Origin of the sequence: Cryobacterium algoricola, from assembly GCF_004402485.1 — a bacterium.
Classification (GTDB): Bacteria; Actinomycetota; Actinomycetes; order Actinomycetales; family Microbacteriaceae; genus Cryobacterium; species Cryobacterium algoricola.
Map to the genome: position 1 here is coordinate 118561 of NZ_SOFG01000024.1, position 17161 is coordinate 135721.

Annotated in this window: 15 protein-coding genes; 9 read left to right on the forward strand and 6 right to left on the reverse strand. The window is 68.4% G+C overall.

Annotated features, from left to right (window positions below; all coding sequences use genetic code 11):
• Positions 1-7 precede the first annotated feature (7 nt).
• The 7 genes from E3O44_RS17635 to E3O44_RS17665 all read left to right on the forward strand — a co-directional run bounded on the left by E3O44_RS17635 (position 8) and on the right by E3O44_RS17665 (position 8965).
• A complete protein-coding gene (locus E3O44_RS17635) occupies positions 8-1006 on the forward strand; it encodes an LLM class flavin-dependent oxidoreductase (RefSeq protein WP_134536235.1) in 999 nt (332 codons plus the stop codon).
• Between the two features lie 173 nt (positions 1007-1179).
• Positions 1180-1485, forward strand: coding sequence for a hypothetical protein (locus tag E3O44_RS17640; RefSeq protein ID WP_134536236.1), 306 nt, complete (start codon positions 1180-1182; stop codon positions 1483-1485).
• Between the two features lie 154 nt (positions 1486-1639).
• Positions 1640-2935, forward strand: coding sequence for an MFS transporter (locus E3O44_RS17645; RefSeq protein ID WP_372488160.1), 1296 nt, complete (start codon positions 1640-1642; stop codon positions 2933-2935).
• Positions 2936-3042: 107 nt separating this feature from the next.
• Complete coding sequence (locus E3O44_RS17650) at positions 3043-4545, forward strand: DUF3375 domain-containing protein (RefSeq protein ID WP_166792710.1); 1503 nt, start codon at positions 3043-3045, stop codon at positions 4543-4545.
• Positions 4538-5332 (forward strand): DUF4194 domain-containing protein, encoded by a 795-nt coding sequence (locus E3O44_RS17655; protein ID WP_166792711.1) that lies wholly within the window; start codon positions 4538-4540, stop codon positions 5330-5332. The genes E3O44_RS17650 and E3O44_RS17655 overlap by 8 nt, the downstream gene beginning before the upstream one ends.
• The gene (locus E3O44_RS17660) at positions 5329-8721 is read left to right on the forward strand and encodes an ATP-binding protein (protein WP_134536247.1); all 3393 of its coding nucleotides are present in this window, start codon (positions 5329-5331) and stop codon (positions 8719-8721) included. The genes E3O44_RS17655 and E3O44_RS17660 overlap by 4 nt, the downstream gene beginning before the upstream one ends.
• Entirely contained in the window at positions 8714-8965 is a 252-nt protein-coding gene (locus E3O44_RS17665; RefSeq protein WP_134536249.1) for a hypothetical protein, read from the forward strand. The genes E3O44_RS17660 and E3O44_RS17665 overlap by 8 nt, the downstream gene beginning before the upstream one ends.
• Positions 8966-9016: 51 nt before the next feature.
• On the opposite strand, the gene E3O44_RS17670 is transcribed toward E3O44_RS17665, so the two are convergent.
• Positions 9017-9976, reverse strand: coding sequence for a 1-phosphofructokinase family hexose kinase (locus tag E3O44_RS17670; protein WP_134536250.1), 960 nt, complete (start codon positions 9974-9976; stop codon positions 9017-9019).
• A 62-nt stretch (positions 9977-10038) separates the two neighbouring features.
• Positions 10039-10422: an SHOCT domain-containing protein gene (locus tag E3O44_RS17675; protein ID WP_134536252.1), complete on the reverse strand. Its 384-nt coding sequence runs from the start codon at positions 10420-10422 to the stop codon at positions 10039-10041.
• 302 nt (positions 10423-10724) lie between these two features.
• On the opposite strand from E3O44_RS17675, the gene E3O44_RS17680 reads away from it, so the two are divergent.
• Positions 10725-11171 carry a DUF6325 family protein gene (locus E3O44_RS17680; protein WP_134536254.1) on the forward strand — a complete coding sequence of 149 codons (447 nt, stop codon included), beginning with the start codon at positions 10725-10727 and terminating at the stop codon, positions 11169-11171.
• 92 nt (positions 11172-11263) lie between these two features.
• Positions 11264-11524 (forward strand): SHOCT domain-containing protein, encoded by a 261-nt coding sequence (locus E3O44_RS17685; protein ID WP_241976414.1) that lies wholly within the window; start codon positions 11264-11266, stop codon positions 11522-11524.
• Between the two features lie 51 nt (positions 11525-11575).
• On the opposite strand, the gene E3O44_RS17690 is transcribed toward E3O44_RS17685, so the two are convergent.
• The 4 genes from E3O44_RS17690 to E3O44_RS17705 form a co-directional block, all read right to left on the reverse strand.
• On the reverse strand, positions 11576-13210 hold the full coding sequence (locus E3O44_RS17690; RefSeq protein ID WP_134536258.1) for an ABC transporter substrate-binding protein: 1635 nt from the start codon (positions 13208-13210) through the stop codon (positions 11576-11578).
• Positions 13211-13287: 77 nt separating this feature from the next.
• Complete coding sequence (locus E3O44_RS17695) at positions 13288-15039, reverse strand: dipeptide ABC transporter ATP-binding protein (protein ID WP_134536259.1); 1752 nt, start codon at positions 15037-15039, stop codon at positions 13288-13290.
• On the reverse strand, positions 15036-16046 hold the full coding sequence (locus tag E3O44_RS17700) for an ABC transporter permease (protein WP_134536261.1): 1011 nt from the start codon (positions 16044-16046) through the stop codon (positions 15036-15038). Before E3O44_RS17700 ends, E3O44_RS17695 begins: the two co-directional genes overlap by 4 nt.
• Complete coding sequence (locus tag E3O44_RS17705) at positions 16043-17023, reverse strand: ABC transporter permease (protein WP_134536263.1); 981 nt, start codon at positions 17021-17023, stop codon at positions 16043-16045. The genes E3O44_RS17700 and E3O44_RS17705 overlap by 4 nt, the downstream gene beginning before the upstream one ends.
• Positions 17024-17161 lie beyond the last annotated feature (138 nt).

Consider the following 17161-nt stretch of genomic DNA (forward strand, 5'->3'; position numbering starts at 1 on the left):
CCACAGTATGACTGTTTCGCTGTCCATTCTTGACCTCGCCCCGATCGCACCCGGGCAGACCGCTCGGGAGAGCTTCGCGGGAAGCGTGCGACTCGCGCAGACCGCCGAGAAGCATGGCTACACCCGCGTCTGGTACGCCGAACACCACAACATGCCGACGATCGCGTCCTCGGCCACGAGCGTCCTCATCGGCCACGTCGCGGGCCAGACCTCGACCATCCGGCTCGGCGCGGGCGGCGTGATGCTGCCCAACCACTCTCCGCTCACCATCGCCGAACAGTTCGGCACCCTGGCCGAGCTCTACCCCGGGCGGATCGACCTGGGCCTCGGCCGCGCCCCCGGCAGCGACCAGACCACCGCACGGGCGATGCGCCGCGACCCCCGCGCCTCCGACCAGTTCCCCGAAGACGTGATGGAGTTGCAGGCCTACCTCCGCGGCGAGTCGATCGTGCCCGGGGTGCGGGCTATTCCCGGCGCCGGCACGAACGTCCCGCTCTACATCCTCGGCTCCTCGCTGTTCGGGGCAGGCCTCGCCGCCGCGCTCGGCCTGCCGTACGCCTTCGCCTCCCACTTCGCGCCGGACGCCCTGCATGAGGCCATCGCGCTGTACCGTCGCGACTTCACTCCCTCGGCGCAGCTCGCCGAACCGCACGTGATCGTGGGTGTCAACGTGATCGCCGCAGACGACCGGGCGGATGCCATCGGGCAGTTCGAGGAGACCCGCCGCAACCGGGTGCGCGGCATGCTCACCCGCGGTCCGGCGTCGCCGGAGTACACCGACCAGCAGGTCGACGCCTTCCTGACTACGGCGGAAGGGCAGCGGATCGCGAACATGATGCGCTACTCCGCCGTCGGCGATCCCACCGACGTGCGGGTCTTCCTCGACGATTTCGTCGCCTCGACCCAGGCCGACGAACTGATCATCGCCCATGCCTCGCGGGACATCGAGGCGCGCCTGCACTCGGTCGAGCTGACCGCCGGAGCGATGAACGGCGCGACCGTCTGACGATCCCGGCGCCGTCGGTTCTCCGTAGGCGACGGCCCGGAAGGTCCTCCTAAGAGGGGACTATCCGATTCCGGCAGGCGGTGGAGTTAATGTCGGCCACGAGTCACAAGGTTCCACGAGCTGCCCGGGGTCACCGGCAGCCCCGGCCGACTGTCGTGAGAGCCGGAGATCTGATGTCGCACCACGCAGTAGAAACCACCCGCCGCCGCACTCCCGCTGTCGCGTCCCTGTCCCTTCGCCTGATTTCCCGGGACGACGCGATCAGGACGATCCCCCTCATCGTCGTACGGTGTGAGGATGACAGCCTGCAGGAGATCCGGTTCCGCGACCAGGTGATCGGTTTCATCCGCCGGGACGAGCCGTTGTTCCGCGCGCTCAGCGGCACCCAGCTCGACGGCGCGTGTGAACGCGGACACTCCCTGCTCTGGGACAAGGCGGCGGCCCTCCTCGTCGACGCGAGCGGCCTGCTCCCGGCCTGATCCCACCGCCTGTCGGCGGGGCTCGACCTTTCGTGGTGCGCCACGCGCCGCAAGGGAGCGTACCGTGGGGGGAGACCCGATCGATTTTCGATCGTGGGTAGACGCAGGGCATTACTTGACTTCACCAGCGGATCTTTTCCCGCCGACCACCCCGATTCCGGTGAACGAAGGCCCCCGCCCGTGGCGCCAGACCCTCGATTCCCTGAGCGTCCCGAACTTCCGCCTGTTCACCGCATCCAACGCGGTGGCCATGACCGGCACCTGGATGCAGCGCATCGCCCAGGACTGGCTCGTGCTGCAACTGACCGGCAGCGTCGCAGCCGTCGGGGTGACCGTCACGATGCAGTTCGCGCCGATGCTCGCCTTCGGCCTCTTCGGCGGCGTGATCGTCGACCGCTATTCGAAGCGGATGCTGCTCATGCTCACCCAGTCGGCTGCCGCCCTGCTCAGTGCGGTCCTCGCGGTGCTCACCCTCACCAACACCGTGCAGGTGTGGCAGGTCTGGGCGATCGCCTTCCTGGTCGGACTCGTCACCGTGATCGACAACCCCACCCGCCAGGTCTTCGTGAACGAGATCGTCGGTCCGCGCTACCTCCGTAACGCGATCACCGTGAACTCGACGGTCTTCCAACTGGGCGCGCTGATCGGGCCGGCCATCAGCGGAGTCCTGATCGTCGCGGTCGGGTCTGGCTGGTCATTCGGTATCAACGCCGCAGCATGCCTGCTGACCGTCCTCGCCCTGACCCGGCTCGACGCCTCGGCGCTCTACCGCACGCCGACGGCGCCGCGGCAGAAGGGGCAGCTCGTCGAGGGCCTCCGCTACGTGGTCTCGAAGCCGACCATCCTCTGGCCGATCGTGATGCTCGCGTTCCTCTCCGTCTTCTCCCTCAACATGCCGGTGCTCCTCGCCGCATACGCCGACCACGTCTACAAGGTAGGTGCAGGCGGCTACGGCCTGTTCAACACCCTGATCGCCGTCGGCGCGGTCGCGGGCGCGCTCGCCTCGACCCGTCGGGCCAACATCCGCTTGCGCACGGTCATCGTCAGCGGCGGAGTCTGGGCACTGATCCAGGCGAGTTCCGGCCTGATGCCCACGGAGATCACCTTCGGGGCCGCTCTCATCGTCACGGGCGTCGCCAACCAGTTCTTCTTCACGGCGGGCAACCCCCTCGTGCAGATGTCCTCCAACGTGCGGGTGCGCGGGCGCGTCATGTCGGTCTGGGTGCTCGTGCTGCTCGGCGGCCAGGCGATCGGAGGACCCCTGATGGGCTGGATCGTCGAGTCATTCGGCCCGGACACCGGGATGCTCGTATCCGGCCTCGTTCCCGCGCTCGCCGCGGTGGTCATCGCCCTGATCCTCGCGCACCGCAATGAGCTGCACCTGACCGTGCGCCTCCGTAGGCGCGGACGGCCGGGGGAGCACTGGGGCGGCTCCACCCTCAGTCCCTGACCGGGCCCCGGGATCGGCCCTGCGCCGGCCCGGACGACCGGCCCACTGCACAGAACCGATCCTCCCGCCCGTTACGGTTGAAGGGGTCCGGGAAGGGAACTGCCACTGTGAGCGAAATTGCGGGTGAACTGGCGCGCGTGCGCGAGGCCTTCGACAAACCCACGCTGCGCTTGCTCGATCGCAAGTGGGCGCCGTTTGTCCTCGCCGTCTTCAAATCGGCGTTCAGCCGCGACCGGCGGAGCGTGCAGGCCGACCGCCTGCACTCGCAGGTCGACGCCTACCTCGCCGACCTCCGGTCCGTCGGGAGCGAGGTGCCCGGCAAGAACGGCCGCGCCCTCTGCGTGCAATGGATGAACGACCTGTGGCTCTACCGCGAGACCGGGGAGAACGGTGAGGAGCAGTACTCGCTCACCTCGCACGCCCTCGAAGCGCTCCTCCTCGTCGACAGCCTCTCCCGGGACCGCGCCCTGATCAGCGAGTCCCGCCTCACCACAATCGTCGACAGCGTCCGCCACCGCGCGACCCAGGCCAACCCGGACCGGGACGAGCGGATCCGCAGGCTCGACCAGCAGATTGCGGAGAACACCGCGGAACGCGACCGCCTGCAGGGCGGCGGCGAGATCGCCACCGCCTCCGACGAGCAGATGCACGAGGGATACGCGAACCTCGTCGACCTGATCATGCAACTCCCGAGCGACTTCAAACGCGTCGAGGAATCGGTCGCGGCCATGCACCGCCAGATCGTGAGCGACTTCCGCGGTGAGGAGCGCCCCATCGGCGAGGTCCTCGACGAATACCTCGCCAAGACGGATGCCCTGATGTCGGCGACCGCGGAAGGCCGCGCCTTCGAGGGCGCCTTCACACTGCTGCGCAATGACGCGCTGCTCTCCGATGTCAAGAACGACCTCGAGGCGATCCTCGACCACCCCTTCGCCGCCAAGCTGACCACCGCGGAGCGACGCACCTTCCTCGGCACCGTCGGGTTGATCCGCAAGGGCATCGACGACGTGCTGACCCAGCGGAACGGCCTCACGACCACCCTCCGCGAGCACATCGTCAACCACGACGTGGTCAAGGACCGCGAACTCGAACGACTGCTTCGGGAAATCAACAAGGAACTCGCGATCTGGATGGAGACCGCGGGACCCCGGTCGACGGTGACCGCGGAACTCATGCCCGGCATCCTCGACGTGGAACACCTCCGCGAACGGTTCTACGATCCGCTGGGTCACCGGCCGCCACCGGACCTCGAGGACGTGTCGGAGTACGCCCCCGAGCCGCCGAGCCTCGACGAGATGCGCCGGCAGGGCGGACCGATGCTCGAACGGATGCGGGACGCCCTCGTGACGTTCCGCGGGACAGACGGCGCGGCATCCGTCGGAGCGGCCTTCAACGGCCTCGAACCCGCCCTGCGACGCCCGGTCGAGATCCTCGGCATGCTGCAGATCGCGACCCAGGTCGATGCGCTCAGCCGCGCACAGCAGGTGGAGAGCTTCGAGACCGTGCGGCCCGACGGCAGCCGGCGCACCTTCACGGTTCCCCGGATCATCCTGAACGACGACGAAACCGCGGCCCTGGCCGCCCTGAACTATGGAACCGATCATGACTGACGAGTGGACAGACGACCTCGACCGCGACGACCTCGACCGCGACGACCTCGACCGCGATGACCTCGACCGCGACGACGACGGCGTGGACGGTGACTCCGGCGCCGGGATCGACGCCGCCATCGACGATGAGCCCGCAAGTTTCTCCCTCTTCGAGGGCGACGAGGGCGGCCTCACCGTGGAACAGCGCCGCACCCTCGTGCTCCTGATGAAGCACCGCTATATCTCCGCCGCGCTGCAGCCAGCGGAATGGCGCACCCTGCTCGACTCGCAGAGGCTGCTCAAATCACGCCTCAACGACATGTTCCTCGACCTGCACATCGACCTGCACTATCAGGTCGCGTTCAAACGGCAGGCCGTCTCCGAGGCGGGCGAGCGCTTCCCGACCCTCCTGCACGACGTCGCGTACACGCGCGAGGAGACGATCCTGCTCGTGCTGCTGCGCCAGCGGTTCCGCAGCGAGCGTGCCAACGGCCAGGACATCGTCCTCGTCGATCGCGACAACCTCGTGGAGAACGTCGCGCACTTCCGCCCCGAGTTCTCGACGGACCGGTACGGCGATGCCCGCAAGGCGAGCGCCGCCGTCGACAGCCTCGCCAAGGCGCGGGTGCTGCTCAAGACGAGCGATCCGGACCGTTTCCGCATCTCGGCCGTGATCGAGGTGCTGCTTCCACTCGAACGGCTCGCCGAACTGCACGAATGGCTCGTCGAGCAGAACGCAGCGGATGCCCCCGCCGAGGTCGCGCCTGCGCCCGATGAGCTGGACCCCGAACTGGAGGCGATCTCATGAGCGATTCCCCGCTCTTCTACATCGACGGATCCACGGAGGGCACGACGCAGTGGCGCGCCGAACTGTTCCAGATGGTCAACTGGGGAGGCTTCCAGGGCCACCACGAGATCACCTTCGCCCCCTCGGCGACCCTGCTCTCCGGCGCGTCCGGAACCGGTAAGAGCAGCCTGCTCGACGCCTACCTCGCCTTGATGATGCCCTCGGACACCCCGTTCAACGGCGCCTCCAACGACGCGGGGTCCGGCAGGGCCCGGAGTCTCGACCAGCGCAACCTGATGACCTACCTCAGGGGCAAGACCGACTCCAACCGTGAGGCCGGAACCGGGGAGATGCAGGACCAGGTCCTCCGCGGCGCGCACGACGCGACCTGGGGCGCGGTCGCGATGACTTTCGTCGACGACAACGGCCGCCGGTTCACCGTGCTGCGCGCCTATTTCGTGCCGCGGGGCGCGACCCGGTTCGCGGACATCACGATGAAGATGGCCACCCAGGACGGCCGCCTCGACCTGCGCGACCTCGCCGACGTCACCGAGGCGCGCTTCGACAAGCGAGCGCTCCGGACCCGGTTCCCCGAACTGGATGTCTTCGACACCTACGCGGCGTTCGCCCAGACCCTCTACACCCGGCTCGGAATCGGCGCCAACGGCGAGGGCGGCAAGGCGCTGCGGCTCCTCGCGCGGATCCAGGCCGGACAGCAGGTCAAGACGGTCGACGGACTCTACAAGTCGATGGTCCTTGAAGAGCCGGCCACCTACGCGGCGGCCGACAAGGCCGTCGATCACTTCGAGGACCTCGAAAGGTCCTATGGGGCCATGCTGACCGAGGCCCAGAAGGCGAAGGTCCTCGAACGGATCCCCGACCTGCACCGGGAGTACGAGACCGCGGCGGAGAAGGCCGACCTGATCGACACCTTCGGGGTCCATCGCACCGGTGACACCCCGTTCGTGCTCTGGCAGCTCCTCACCGAGCAGGGACTGCTCGAGGGCGCCGCTGACACCAATCGCATCCGTCGCCGTGACAACCAGGTCGAGCTCACCCGTGCCAGGAACGCCGAGACCGAGCTCAAGTCCCGCGTCGCCGAGGTCCAGCACCAGCAGCGCGACAACGGCGGTGACGTGCTCGTCAGCCTGCGGAACGAGATCGGCCTGCTGCGAGACCAGCGCGACGACGTTGCCGCCGAGCGCGCGAAGTTCGACGACCGCACCAAGACCCTCGAGCCGTTCACCGGTTCCGCCGCCGAATTCACCCTCGTGCAGAACGACGCGGAACGCTTCCTCACCGGGTTCTCCGGGGCGGAGCGTGACCTCGAGGCCGAGCGCACGACCCTGCAGCGGAACGCCTTCCCCGTCGAGGAACAGCTCAGGACCCTGGGCCAGGAGCACGACTTCCTCGCGGGACGCGAGAACCTGGTTCCCCAGCACCTGCACAATGCCCGGCTGATGATCGCGGAAGCCTCGGGGATCCCCGCGGAGGAGCTGCCCTTCGTCGCCGAACTCGTCGACCTCGCCTCCGGCGAGGAGGCCTGGCGCCAGGCCGCCGAGGTCACCCTGTCGTCCGTGGTGCGCGTCATGCTCGTCGACGAGACGCGGTTGCGCGCGCTCAGCGCCGCGATCGATCCGTTGCAGATTCCCGTGCGCATCCACTTCGAAGGCGTCGCACTCCGGGCGCACCGGCCCCGCACCGGCGACCCCCGCTTCGTGTCCGGCAAGCTCGTTTACCAGGATTCGCCCTTCAGCGGCTGGGTCCAGGACCGGGTCAGCGCGCCGAGCCTCGACGCGCTCTGCGTCGCGGACCCCACCGACCTGGCCGGAGACGGCCCGCGGGTCACCCCGACCGGGCAGACCCGCAATGGCAAGCGCGGGGCACACGGCTGGAACAAGGGCCAGGCGCCGATCATCGGCTTCTCGAACACCGGTCGCCTCGCCGAGATCGTGGCAGAACGCGCCCAGCTGACCGGCGCGGCCGAGGCATTCGCCCGGGATGCCGCCGAAGTGGGAAACCGCATCGCCGACCTCCGCCGCAGGCGAGGCGCCCACCAGTACGTCGTCGACACCACCTGGCTATCGATCGATGTGGCCGGCGCCGAGGTCAGGATCGCGGAGAAGGAAGCCGAATCGGATCGTGTCCTCGCGGGCAGCGACATCCTTCGTGCCCTCAAAGCCGAGGAGGAACGCTTCTCCTCCGAGCTCGAGACCGCCCAGAAGCTCAAGCACTCGGCCGACGGGACGGCCGAGCGTCTTGCCGCGGAGCAGGCGCGGATCGTCGACCGTCAGGACGCCGTCTCCGGCATGCTCGACCGGATCGAACGTGACCGGACGGCCACCCTCTCCGAGGAGCACTCCGCGCACCTCACCGAACAATTCGCCCTCGTCGGAGACCAGGGCGACCTGGCGGCGCTCGAGGGCGGCGTGCGACGGCTGCGCGAGCGCCTCACCGAGCAGTCCGCGCACGACAGGGAGAGCGCCGCGAGCGCCCGGGACTCGCTGGTGCGCATCTTCGAAACGTTCCAGGGCCGGTGGCCCGACCCGAACATCGGCACCTCGCTCGAGTCATACACGAGCTATCGCGACATCCTCGATGCTGTGTACACGCTCGGCCTGCACGAGCGGCGCCAGGAATGGAAGCGTCGGCTGTCTGCGTGGAGCGGGCAGGACCTCGTGCCGCTCACCGCGGCGTTCAACACCGCCATCGAGGAGATCGAGGACCGGCTCCGGCCGATCAACGAGATCCTCGCGACCCTGCCTTTCGGGGCCGGTCGAGACCGCCTGAAGATCGCACTGCGCCGCCTGCACCGCGACGACGCCACCGCGTTCCGCAAGGAGCTCAAGGTTCTCGCCTCCGGGTCGACGGAGGACTTCACCGACGAGGAAACCGAGGCCCGGTTCACCCGGCTGCACAACTTCATGGCCCAGATTCGCCGACCGGAGCCGGGGACGCGCACGGAGTCGCAGCGGGACCTCCTGCTCGACGTGCGGAAGCACGTGGAGATCACCGCGGTCCGTTCCACGCCCGACGGCGTCGAAGTGAGCACCTATTCCTCGCTCGGCGGCAAGAGCGGTGGAGAGTCCCAGGAGCTCGTCGCGTTCGTCGTCGGCGCGGCCCTGCGTTTCCAGCTCGGCGACGAGAGCCGCACCCGCCCGCGGTTCGCGCCGGTCTTCCTCGACGAGGGCTTCGTGAAGTCGGACTCCGAGTTCGCCGGCCGTGCCGTGGCCGCCTGGAAGGGACTCGGCTTCCAGCTCATCGTCGGCTCGCCGCTCGACAAGGTCACCGCCCTCGAACCGCACATGGAGCTCGTGCTGTCGATGACCAAGAACACCAGTACCGGCTACTCGTACATCACCCCGCTGTCGTCCCCAAATCCAGTCCCGGTAAGCTCGAACCATGGATGAAGAACAGACCGTACCGACCACTTATGTCTTGCCGAACAAGGAATTCCTCGAGATCGCCGACGGCGACACGCTTCCCGAAATCGGGGACGGAATCTACACCGGCGGCGTGGCCTACCGCGTCACCGACCTCTGGTTCATCGACGACGACGACGCGCCCCTGCCCTACGGCTTCAACGTGTTCCTGACCGAGGCACCCAAGGCCGGCAACACCCTCCGCGAGTTCGACCCGATCTTCTTCGCGTAGGTCTTCTTAGCGAAGGTCTGCTTCGCGCAGGCCATCCGCCGCCCGGCCCGCTCAGGCCCGGGCGGCGAGCTCGGCCTCGAGGCGTTCGACGTCCTCCCGGTGGCACAGTTCGGTTGCGGGGGTCGAAGCCGTTGCACTCCCGGCCGCGACGCCGGCACGGAAGGCCTCTGCCGCCGTTCGGCCCTGGGCGAGTCGCAGCACGAAGGCGGCGACAAAACTGTCCCCGGCACCGACGGTGCTGATCACCGTCACCTTCGGAACGTCAGAGCGGATGACTCCGCTCGCGGAGGCGAGGACGGCTCCGGCCCCACCGAGGGTCAGGGCCACGTGCTCGGCCGCACCGGAGGCGACGAGCCGCGCCGCGGCATCCGCCTGGCTCTCCGGCGTATCGAGCGTCACGCCAGCGTATGTCTCGAGCTCGCGCAGGCTCGGCTTGACCAGGAAGACGCCTTCGGCGAGTGCTGCGGTCAGGGCCGCTCCGGAGGCATCCACGATGCACCGTGCCCCGCTGGAGCGGGCGAGGCGGGCGACGCGCGCATAGAAGTCGTCGGGGACACCAGGCGGCAGGCTCCCGCTCGCGACGATATAGCCGCCGACCGGCATCGTGGCGGCGAGCGTGTCGAGGCACGCCGTCCACTCCGCTTCCGTGAATTCGGGCCCCTGCAGGACAAACCGGAACTGCTTGCCGGTGGCCGTTTCGTCGACGGTGAAACTCTGGCGGGTGCTCTCGTGGATGGGAACCATGACGGTTGGAAGCCCCTCGGCGGCGATCAGCTGGCGGTACGCCTCACCGGTGGGACCTCCCGCAGCGTAGAGCGAGAGGGCGGTTCCACCGAGTCGACGGATGACCCTGGCCACGTTGATGCCGCCGCCGCCCGGATCGATGCGCGTCGCGCTGCACCGCAGCTTGTGCTCACTGGTCACCTGGGCCGTCGAGGTGCTCACATCGAGGGCCGGATTGACGGTCAGGGTCAGAATCGGCGGTGTCTTCACAGTGCTCGAGGCGTCCATCTTCCCAGTCTAGGAGCCGCCGTCTCCCATCCCGAAAGCGCCGTTCGACAGGACATTGTGCGTTACTTGAGCGCCTTCGCCTTGAGCGCCTCGAACTCGGCCGCCGTGATCGAGCCGCTGTCGAGGAGTTCTTTCGCTTTCGCGATCTCGGCCGCGGGGCTCGCGGAGGACGCGACGGACCTGACGTAGTCGTCTGTGTACGCCTGAACCTGCTGTGCCCGTTCCTCCTGACGCCTGGCCATGTCCGGGCCCCGCGCGATCAGGTAGACCAGGGCGGTCAGGAACGGAACGAAGATGAGGAAGATCAGCCAGACCGCCTTGGCCCCGCCATTGAGTGTGTGGTCCCGGAAGATGTCCGCGACGATCGAGAACAACACCATGAGATAGGCGATGAACGCGAAACTCCAGAAGAAGAACCAGACGATATCCCAGAAATTCGCAAACATGAGATTCTCCTTGCCTCAGGTGCTCTTCTGTGTTCTTGCGGTGTCAGGACAGGTGGATCAGAGGAGGGCGAACCGAGCACACTGTCCGCTCCAGGGCCGGGCGAACTCGCCGGCAGCCCGACCATAGCGCGACCGGAGTTTGCCGGAAAGGGCCGTTTCGCCAGGAGTAGTTCACGTCTGGCGCGGCCGGGCAGGCCAGGCCGCCGGGCACCTTGATGCCCGCACCGAACCGGATTAGTGTCCCCACTGTCCTGATAGAGCGTTGCGGCGACGAGGTCGTGACGACGAGCGAAGGAGACACCGTGCTTGGCCCAATCGAAGTGCTCGTGGTTGCGTTCCCGGGAAACAAATTCAACGGACAGATAGTTCCAGCGCTTTCCGATCTCGTCGACTCGAACACGATCAGCATCATCGATGCGCTGCTCGTCTCGAAGGATGAAACCGGCGAAGTCAGTCTCGTGGAGTTCGACGAACTCGGCGTGACCGAGGATGCGGCCGTGTCGGCCCTCGCCGCTCTCTTCGAGGGAGTCGACGGACTCCTCTCGGACGACGACGTCGACGAGTTGTCTGCCGACCTCGAGAACAACAGCTCGGCGGCAATCCTCGTCTTCGAGCACACCTGGTTCAAGCCGTTGCGTGACGCGATCGTTGACTCCGGAGGAGTCCTGCTCGAAGACGTGCACGTGCCGGATTCGGTCGTCGACGAGGTGCTCCTGGCGATGGACGCGCCCGGGGCAGACACCGACTGACAGCCACGCACCAGGACTCGGAACAGGACTCGGAACACGATGAAAGGAAGACGATGATGCGTCGAGGTGGCCGACCCGGCCTGATGGGGACAATGGCACGGACCGCCGTGATCGCAAGCACGGCTACCGCGGTCTCCGGCAACGTCAGCCGGCGCCAGCAGGCCCAGGCCCAATCCGCAGCGGGCCAGCAGGCCGCTCAGCAGCAGGCGCAGTACGCACCACCACCGCAAGCTGCGGCCGCGGAGGACGACAGCCTGTCTGCCCAAATCGAACGACTGGCGACCCTCAAGACCGCCGGCGTGATCAGCGACGCCGAGTTCTCCGCGGCCAAGGCCAAGCTCCTCGGCATCTAGGCCGGGAGCAGCCGGTGGGGCCCGAGTCCCTCGGACCCCGCCGGCACGGCACTAGTTCGTCGCCGACTTCCACGCCGCGGTCAGCTGGTCGAGCCGGGAGTCCGCACCGAGCGAGACCCCGTTGACGTTCGGCTGCTCGGCAATGATCGACGTGAGTTCGTGCACGGGGATCTGGTAGTACTGCTCGGCGATGCGCTTCTGGATGTCCGCAAGGACGGCATTCCGGGCAGTGGCATCACCGGAGGCGAGCTGCTTCTGGAGCAGGGCCTCGAGGGTCGGATCGCTGATCCGGAGGGTGTTGCTGGCCGCGCTCGAGAAGGTCGTGCGCAGGACGTCGCCGTCGGCCCGGGAGAGGTTCTGCCAGGAGATGTCGAAATCACCGCTCTTCTGTCGTTCGAGGAAGGACGGCACGTCGCCGCCCTGAAGGGTGATCTCGATGCCGACCTTCTTGAGCTGCTGCTGGAGCAGTTCCAGGGAGGTCTGGTTGGGTCCGAAGTTGGTGATCCAGTTGACGACGAGCGAGAGCCTGGTCCCGTCCTTGGCGCGGATGCCGTCTGCTCCCGCCTTCCAACCGGCGGCGTCGAGCAGGCTGCTTGCCTTCGCGGTGTCGAAAGCGAAGTAGCTGGATTCGTCGGCCCAGCCTGGCGTGGTCTTCGCGAGGACGCTCGTGCCAACGGCGAATGTGTCGTTGAGCGCGGTATCGCGGATCTCTGCCGCGTTCGTCGCGTGGGCGATCGCCTCGCGCACGGCGATGTCGCTCACGATCGGCCGGGATACGTTGAAGTACTCGCCGAAGCTCACGCCCGGGTTGCCGCGGTCGATGAGCGGGAATCCGCTCGCGGCGATCGAGTCGACGTCGACCGGCTGCACTCCGCCGATGACATCCACCTGGCCGGAGGTCAGGCTGCCGGTGCGTACGGCAGGTTCCGGCACGACCTGGAAGGTGACCGTGTCGAGGTACGCCTCGCCGGTGGCGCCGACGGCTTCGGGGCTCCAGGCGTAGCCGGTGCGCTTGGCGAGTTTCGTGGCGACGTTCTTCGTGTAGCTCGCGAGCACGAACGGACCCGTGCCGACGACGGCCTTTCCGGTAGCCCGGTCGTCGTACGGGGTCGCGATCGTCGACGCGCCGACGATCCCGAGGGCGACGGACGCCGTCGAGTTCGGGAACGCGGCGTTCGGTGTGGAGAAGTCCACCTCGACCGTGTGCGCATCGACGGCGACCGTCTGCCGGTAGCCGACCAAGGAGCTGACGGCCTGGCTCTTGGGGCCCGCAGCGACGATGTCGTCGAAGGTCGCCTTCACTGCAGCCGCGGTGAGCGGGGTGCCGTCGGAGAACGTGACGCCATCGCGGAGCACGAAGGTGAACGCCGTCGCGTCGGCGTTGGCGGTCCAGCTCGTGGCGAGCCAGGGTTCGAGGTCGTTCGTCTTCGGGTTCTGATACAGGAGTGAGTCGACAAGCTGACGGGTGACATACAGGGTGTCGTTGCCCGAACCCGTCCCCGAGGGGTTGAGCGAGATCGGGTCGTTTGCGATCGAGAAGGTCAGGTCTCCGCCGACAACGGGTGTCGCGGCGGTGGGGCTGGCTGTGGTGGCGGACTGTCCGTTCGCCGAGCAGGCGCTGAGCGCGATGCCGACGAAGACGGCCGTGCCGATGAGGGCGGTGCGCCCCCAGGGTCGGGTACTCATGGTGTGGTGTTCTCCTGGCTGTGAGAGATGGGTGTTCGGTCGGACGGAAAGGATTGAGTGGAAGAAAGCTGCGCGGGTCACCCGGGCTGGACCACGGGAGCCCCGGCCCCGGGGATCGCGTCGAGCAGTGCACGGGTGTACTCGTGCTGCGGGTCGGCGAAGACCGTGCCGACGTCGCCGACTTCGACGAGCTCGCCGAGGCGCATCACGCCCACTCGATGGGCGATCTGACGCACCACGGCGAGGTCGTGCGAGATGAACAGGTAGCTCAGGCCGAGCGAGTCCTGCAGGCTCGCAAGGAGGCCGAGGATCTGGGCCTGGATGGAGACGTCGAGTGCGGAGACGGGTTCGTCGAGCACGAGGAGTTCGGGGTTGAGGGCGAGGGCACGGGCGATCGCGACGCGTTGCCGCTGCCCGCCGGACAGTTCCGCCGGCCGGCGATCGAGCACGGAGGAGGGCAGCGCCACGACGTCGACGAGTTCCGCCGCACGCGTGCGCCGTTCCGTCCGGTCGCCGAGCCCGTACGCCACGAGGGGGTCGCTGATGATGGCACGGATGCTCAGCCGCGGATTCAGCGACGCGTACGGGTTCTGGTGCACGACCTGGATCCTCCGTCGCAGGTCCCGCAGTTCGCGGCCCCGGGCATCCGTCACGTCCCGCCCGTCGAAGAGCACCCGCCCGCTCGTGACGTCGTCGAGGCGGAGCGCCAACCGCGCGGTCGTCGTCTTCCCTGAACCGGATTCGCCGACGAGGGCGAACGTCTGGCCACGGGGTACCGCGAAGCTCACGTTCGCGACCGCATGGGCGACGCCACCGCCGTGCGGGAGCGCGAAGTCCTTCACCAGGTTCTCTGCGACGAGCACGGTCCTCGCGGGGGACTCGTCCGTGGCTCCGGAGGGGTCGGTGGCGAGGGGACCCTTCGACCGGTCCCGCACGGTGAACGGGTCCCCTGCGCGGCCGCCGAAGACCCGCACCCGGGTCTCCTTCGGGAGCCGGTCGAGCACCCGCTCGACGTCTCCGAGGGCGTTGAGACTCGGCGCCGCCCGGATCAGGGCCTGCGTGTACGGGTGCTTCGGCGCACCGAGCACCTCGGCGGGCGTGCCCTCCTCGACGATCACACCCTGGTTCATCACGATGATCCGGTCGGCCCGGTCGGCTGCGATGCCGAGGTCGTGGGTGATCAGGAGGACGCTCGTGCCGGTCTCCGCGGCGAGCTCGTCGATGTGGTCGAGGATCTGCCGCTGGATGGTGACGTCGAGGGCGCTCGTCGGCTCATCGGCGATGATCAGCTCGGGCCCGGCGATGATCGCGATCGCGATGAGCACCCGTTGGCGCATGCCCCCGGAGAGCTCGTGCGGGAACTGCCGGGCGTGCAGCTCCGGGTCGGGCAGTCCGGCCCGGCGGAGCGCCTCGACGGCGGCCGCCGCTGCCGTGCGCCGATCGGCGAGGCCGTGGATCACGAGCACCTCGGCGACCTGCGTGCCGATCCGGGTGACCGGGTTGAGCGAAACCGTCGGGTCCTGCGGCACGAGCCCGATGCGTCGGCCGCGAATGGCGCGCAGCTCGCCACGGCTCGCGTGGACGAGGTCGATGCCGCCGAAGCGGATGCTGCCGCGCGCGATCCGGGCGGCGGGTGCGAGCAACTGCACGACGGCGTGGGCCGTTGTCGACTTCCCAGAGCCGGATTCTCCGACGATGGCGACCTTCTCGCCGCGCTCGATCCGGAGGCTCACGGTGCGGACGGCGTCGACGACACCCGTGGGCGTTCGGTACTGCACGGCGAGGTCCTCGATCACGAGGACCGGTTCTTGTGGAGTCTGCGGGGTCATCGGACGCGCCGTCCTTCGGAGTCGAGTGCCCGGGAGAGCGCGTTGGCGGAGAGCACGGTGAGTGCGATCACGACGCCGGGCAGGGTGGTGAGCCACCAGGCGGTGGTGAGGAAGTTGCGGCCGGTGGCAATGAGCGACCCCCACTCCGGTGCGGGCGGCTGGGCGCCGTACCCGAGGAAGCTGAGGGCCGACACGGCGAGGATCGCCGTTCCGAATTCGAGGGCGGCGAGCACGAGCACCGGGCCGGCGGAGTTCGGCAGCACGTGCCGGAACAGCACGCGGGACCAGCGGTTGCCGGAGGCGAAGGCCGCCTCGATGTAGACGGCGTTCCGCACCCGGATCACTTCGGAACGCATGATCCGGGAAACCGTCGCGACGCTGCCGAGGCCGACCGCGATCGCGACATTCACGGTGCCGAAGCCGAGGACGGTGATGAGGGCGAGGGAGAGCAGCAGGCTCGGAATCGCGAGCAGCACGTCCGCGATGCGCATCACGACGTCGTCGACCCAGCGCCCTACGAAGCCGGCGAGCAGCCCGAGCACGGACCCGACGGCGAGGCCGATCCCGACCGCGATCAGGGCGGCCTGGAGGGTGAGCGCACTGCCGAAGACGACCCGGGTGTACAGGTCGCGACCGAGCTGGTCTGTGCCGAGCCAGTGTGCCGGGGACGGCCCGGTGAGCTTCTCGGCGGGGACGCCGACGAGTGGATCCTGGCTCGTGAAGAGGCCCGGTGCGACGGTGGAGACCAGGACGAGCACAATCCATACCGCGGCGAGGACGGTCCCGGGATGCTGCACCCCGGTGGCGAGGAGGCGCCTGACCCGTCCGGTGCGGCCGTCGGCGGCCGTGGGCGCCGAGGGCTCTTCGACGATCGATCCGGCTTCCCGGCTCGCCGCAGCATCCGCGAACCGGTCGGCCGACGTCGTCGCGAAGGTGTCGTCGTGCGCGGTACCCCGGCCGGTCGATGCGCGTGCGGACTCTGCAGCGAGCGCGGTTGTGTCGGTCATCGGGAGGCTCCGGCCGTTGCGGCCACGCGTACGCGGGGCAGACGCCGCTTTCGGATGACGATTCTCGGATCGAGCAGGGGGTAGACGAGGTCGACGAGCAGGTTGGTCACGACGAAGACGGCGGCGGCGAAGAGCACAATGCCCTGCACCACGGGGATGTCCTGCTGGGCGACGGCCGTGGCCGTGACCCGGCCGAGACCTGGCCTCGAGAACACGGTCTCGGTGACCACTGTCCCGGAGAGCAGCTGCCCGACGATGAGGCCCGTGACGGTCAACGCCGGCAGGGCGGCGTTCCGGAGGGCATGGCGGAGGTGAACCCGACCGGGCCCGGCTCCCTTGGCCCAGGCCGTGTCGATATAGGGTTCGCGGAGCGTCGTCACGAGGCTCTTGGAGAGCAGCTGGGCGATCGTCGCACCGGTGGGCAGGGCGAGGGTGATCGCCGGCAGCACGACGGATGCGAAACCCTGGTTTCCCACGGCGGGGAACAACGGGATCCCGAAGGAGAACCACTGGATCAGCAACAGGGCGAACCAGAAGCCGGGAACGGCGACGCCGATCGGCGGCAGCGCCAGCAGGAGCTGGCCGAGTCCGCGATGCCGGGTGAAGGTCGCGGCGAGGGCGAGCCCGCCGCCGACGAGCACGGCGAGGAGCAGGCCGAGGGCGGCGATCTGCAGCGTGGACGGGATGGCCTCGCCGATCAGCTCGGCGACCGGTCGTCCCGTCGGAAGGGACGTGCCGAGGTCGCCGCGCAACAGGGCGCCAAGATGCTCGATGTACTGGACGACGAGCGGCTTGTCGAGTCCGAACTGGGCGCGGAGGGTATCCAGCTGGGCGGCGGTCACGTCGGTCGCGTCTGGGCCGGCGAGGAGCCGGGCCGGGTCACCCGGCAGGGCGTAGAGCACCAGGAAGGAGACGGTATACGCCGCCCAGAGCACGCCGATCGCCTGCAGCAGGCGTAGTGCGATGTAGCGGGACACGTCGGTGGCTCCTTGTCGATCGGTGGGTCCGGCCGCTCTGGGCCGGACGGGAAATCACAGATTAGGCAGCCATTCCCGTCGTCCCTCTCGTTTGTTACCGCAGATTTCGCCCGTGACCTCGTGTTACTTTCCGGTGTC

Bases quoted from the DNA above. Each gene is read 5' to 3' on its own strand.
- E3O44_RS17665 (WP_134536249.1), top strand. From the start codon at position 8,714: ATGGATGAAGAACAGACCGTACCGACCACTTATGTCTTGCCGAACAAG.
- E3O44_RS17635 (WP_134536235.1), top strand. From the start codon at position 8: ATGACTGTTTCGCTGTCCATTCTTGACCTCGCCCCGATCGCACCCGGG.
- E3O44_RS17640 (WP_134536236.1), top strand. From the start codon at position 1,180: ATGTCGCACCACGCAGTAGAAACCACCCGCCGCCGCACTCCCGCTGTC.
- E3O44_RS17675 (WP_134536252.1), bottom strand. From the start codon at position 10,422: ATGTTTGCGAATTTCTGGGATATCGTCTGGTTCTTCTTCTGGAGTTTC.
- E3O44_RS17700 (WP_134536261.1), bottom strand. From the start codon at position 16,046: ATGACCGACACAACCGCGCTCGCTGCAGAGTCCGCACGCGCATCGACC.
- E3O44_RS17695 (WP_134536259.1), bottom strand. From the start codon at position 15,039: ATGACCCCGCAGACTCCACAAGAACCGGTCCTCGTGATCGAGGACCTC.
- E3O44_RS17690 (WP_134536258.1), bottom strand. From the start codon at position 13,210: ATGAGTACCCGACCCTGGGGGCGCACCGCCCTCATCGGCACGGCCGTC.
- E3O44_RS17655 (WP_166792711.1), top strand. From the start codon at position 4,538: ATGACTGACGAGTGGACAGACGACCTCGACCGCGACGACCTCGACCGC.
- E3O44_RS17685 (WP_241976414.1), top strand. From the start codon at position 11,264: ATGGCACGGACCGCCGTGATCGCAAGCACGGCTACCGCGGTCTCCGGC.
- E3O44_RS17660 (WP_134536247.1), top strand. From the start codon at position 5,329: ATGAGCGATTCCCCGCTCTTCTACATCGACGGATCCACGGAGGGCACG.
- E3O44_RS17670 (WP_134536250.1), bottom strand. From the start codon at position 9,976: ATGGACGCCTCGAGCACTGTGAAGACACCGCCGATTCTGACCCTGACC.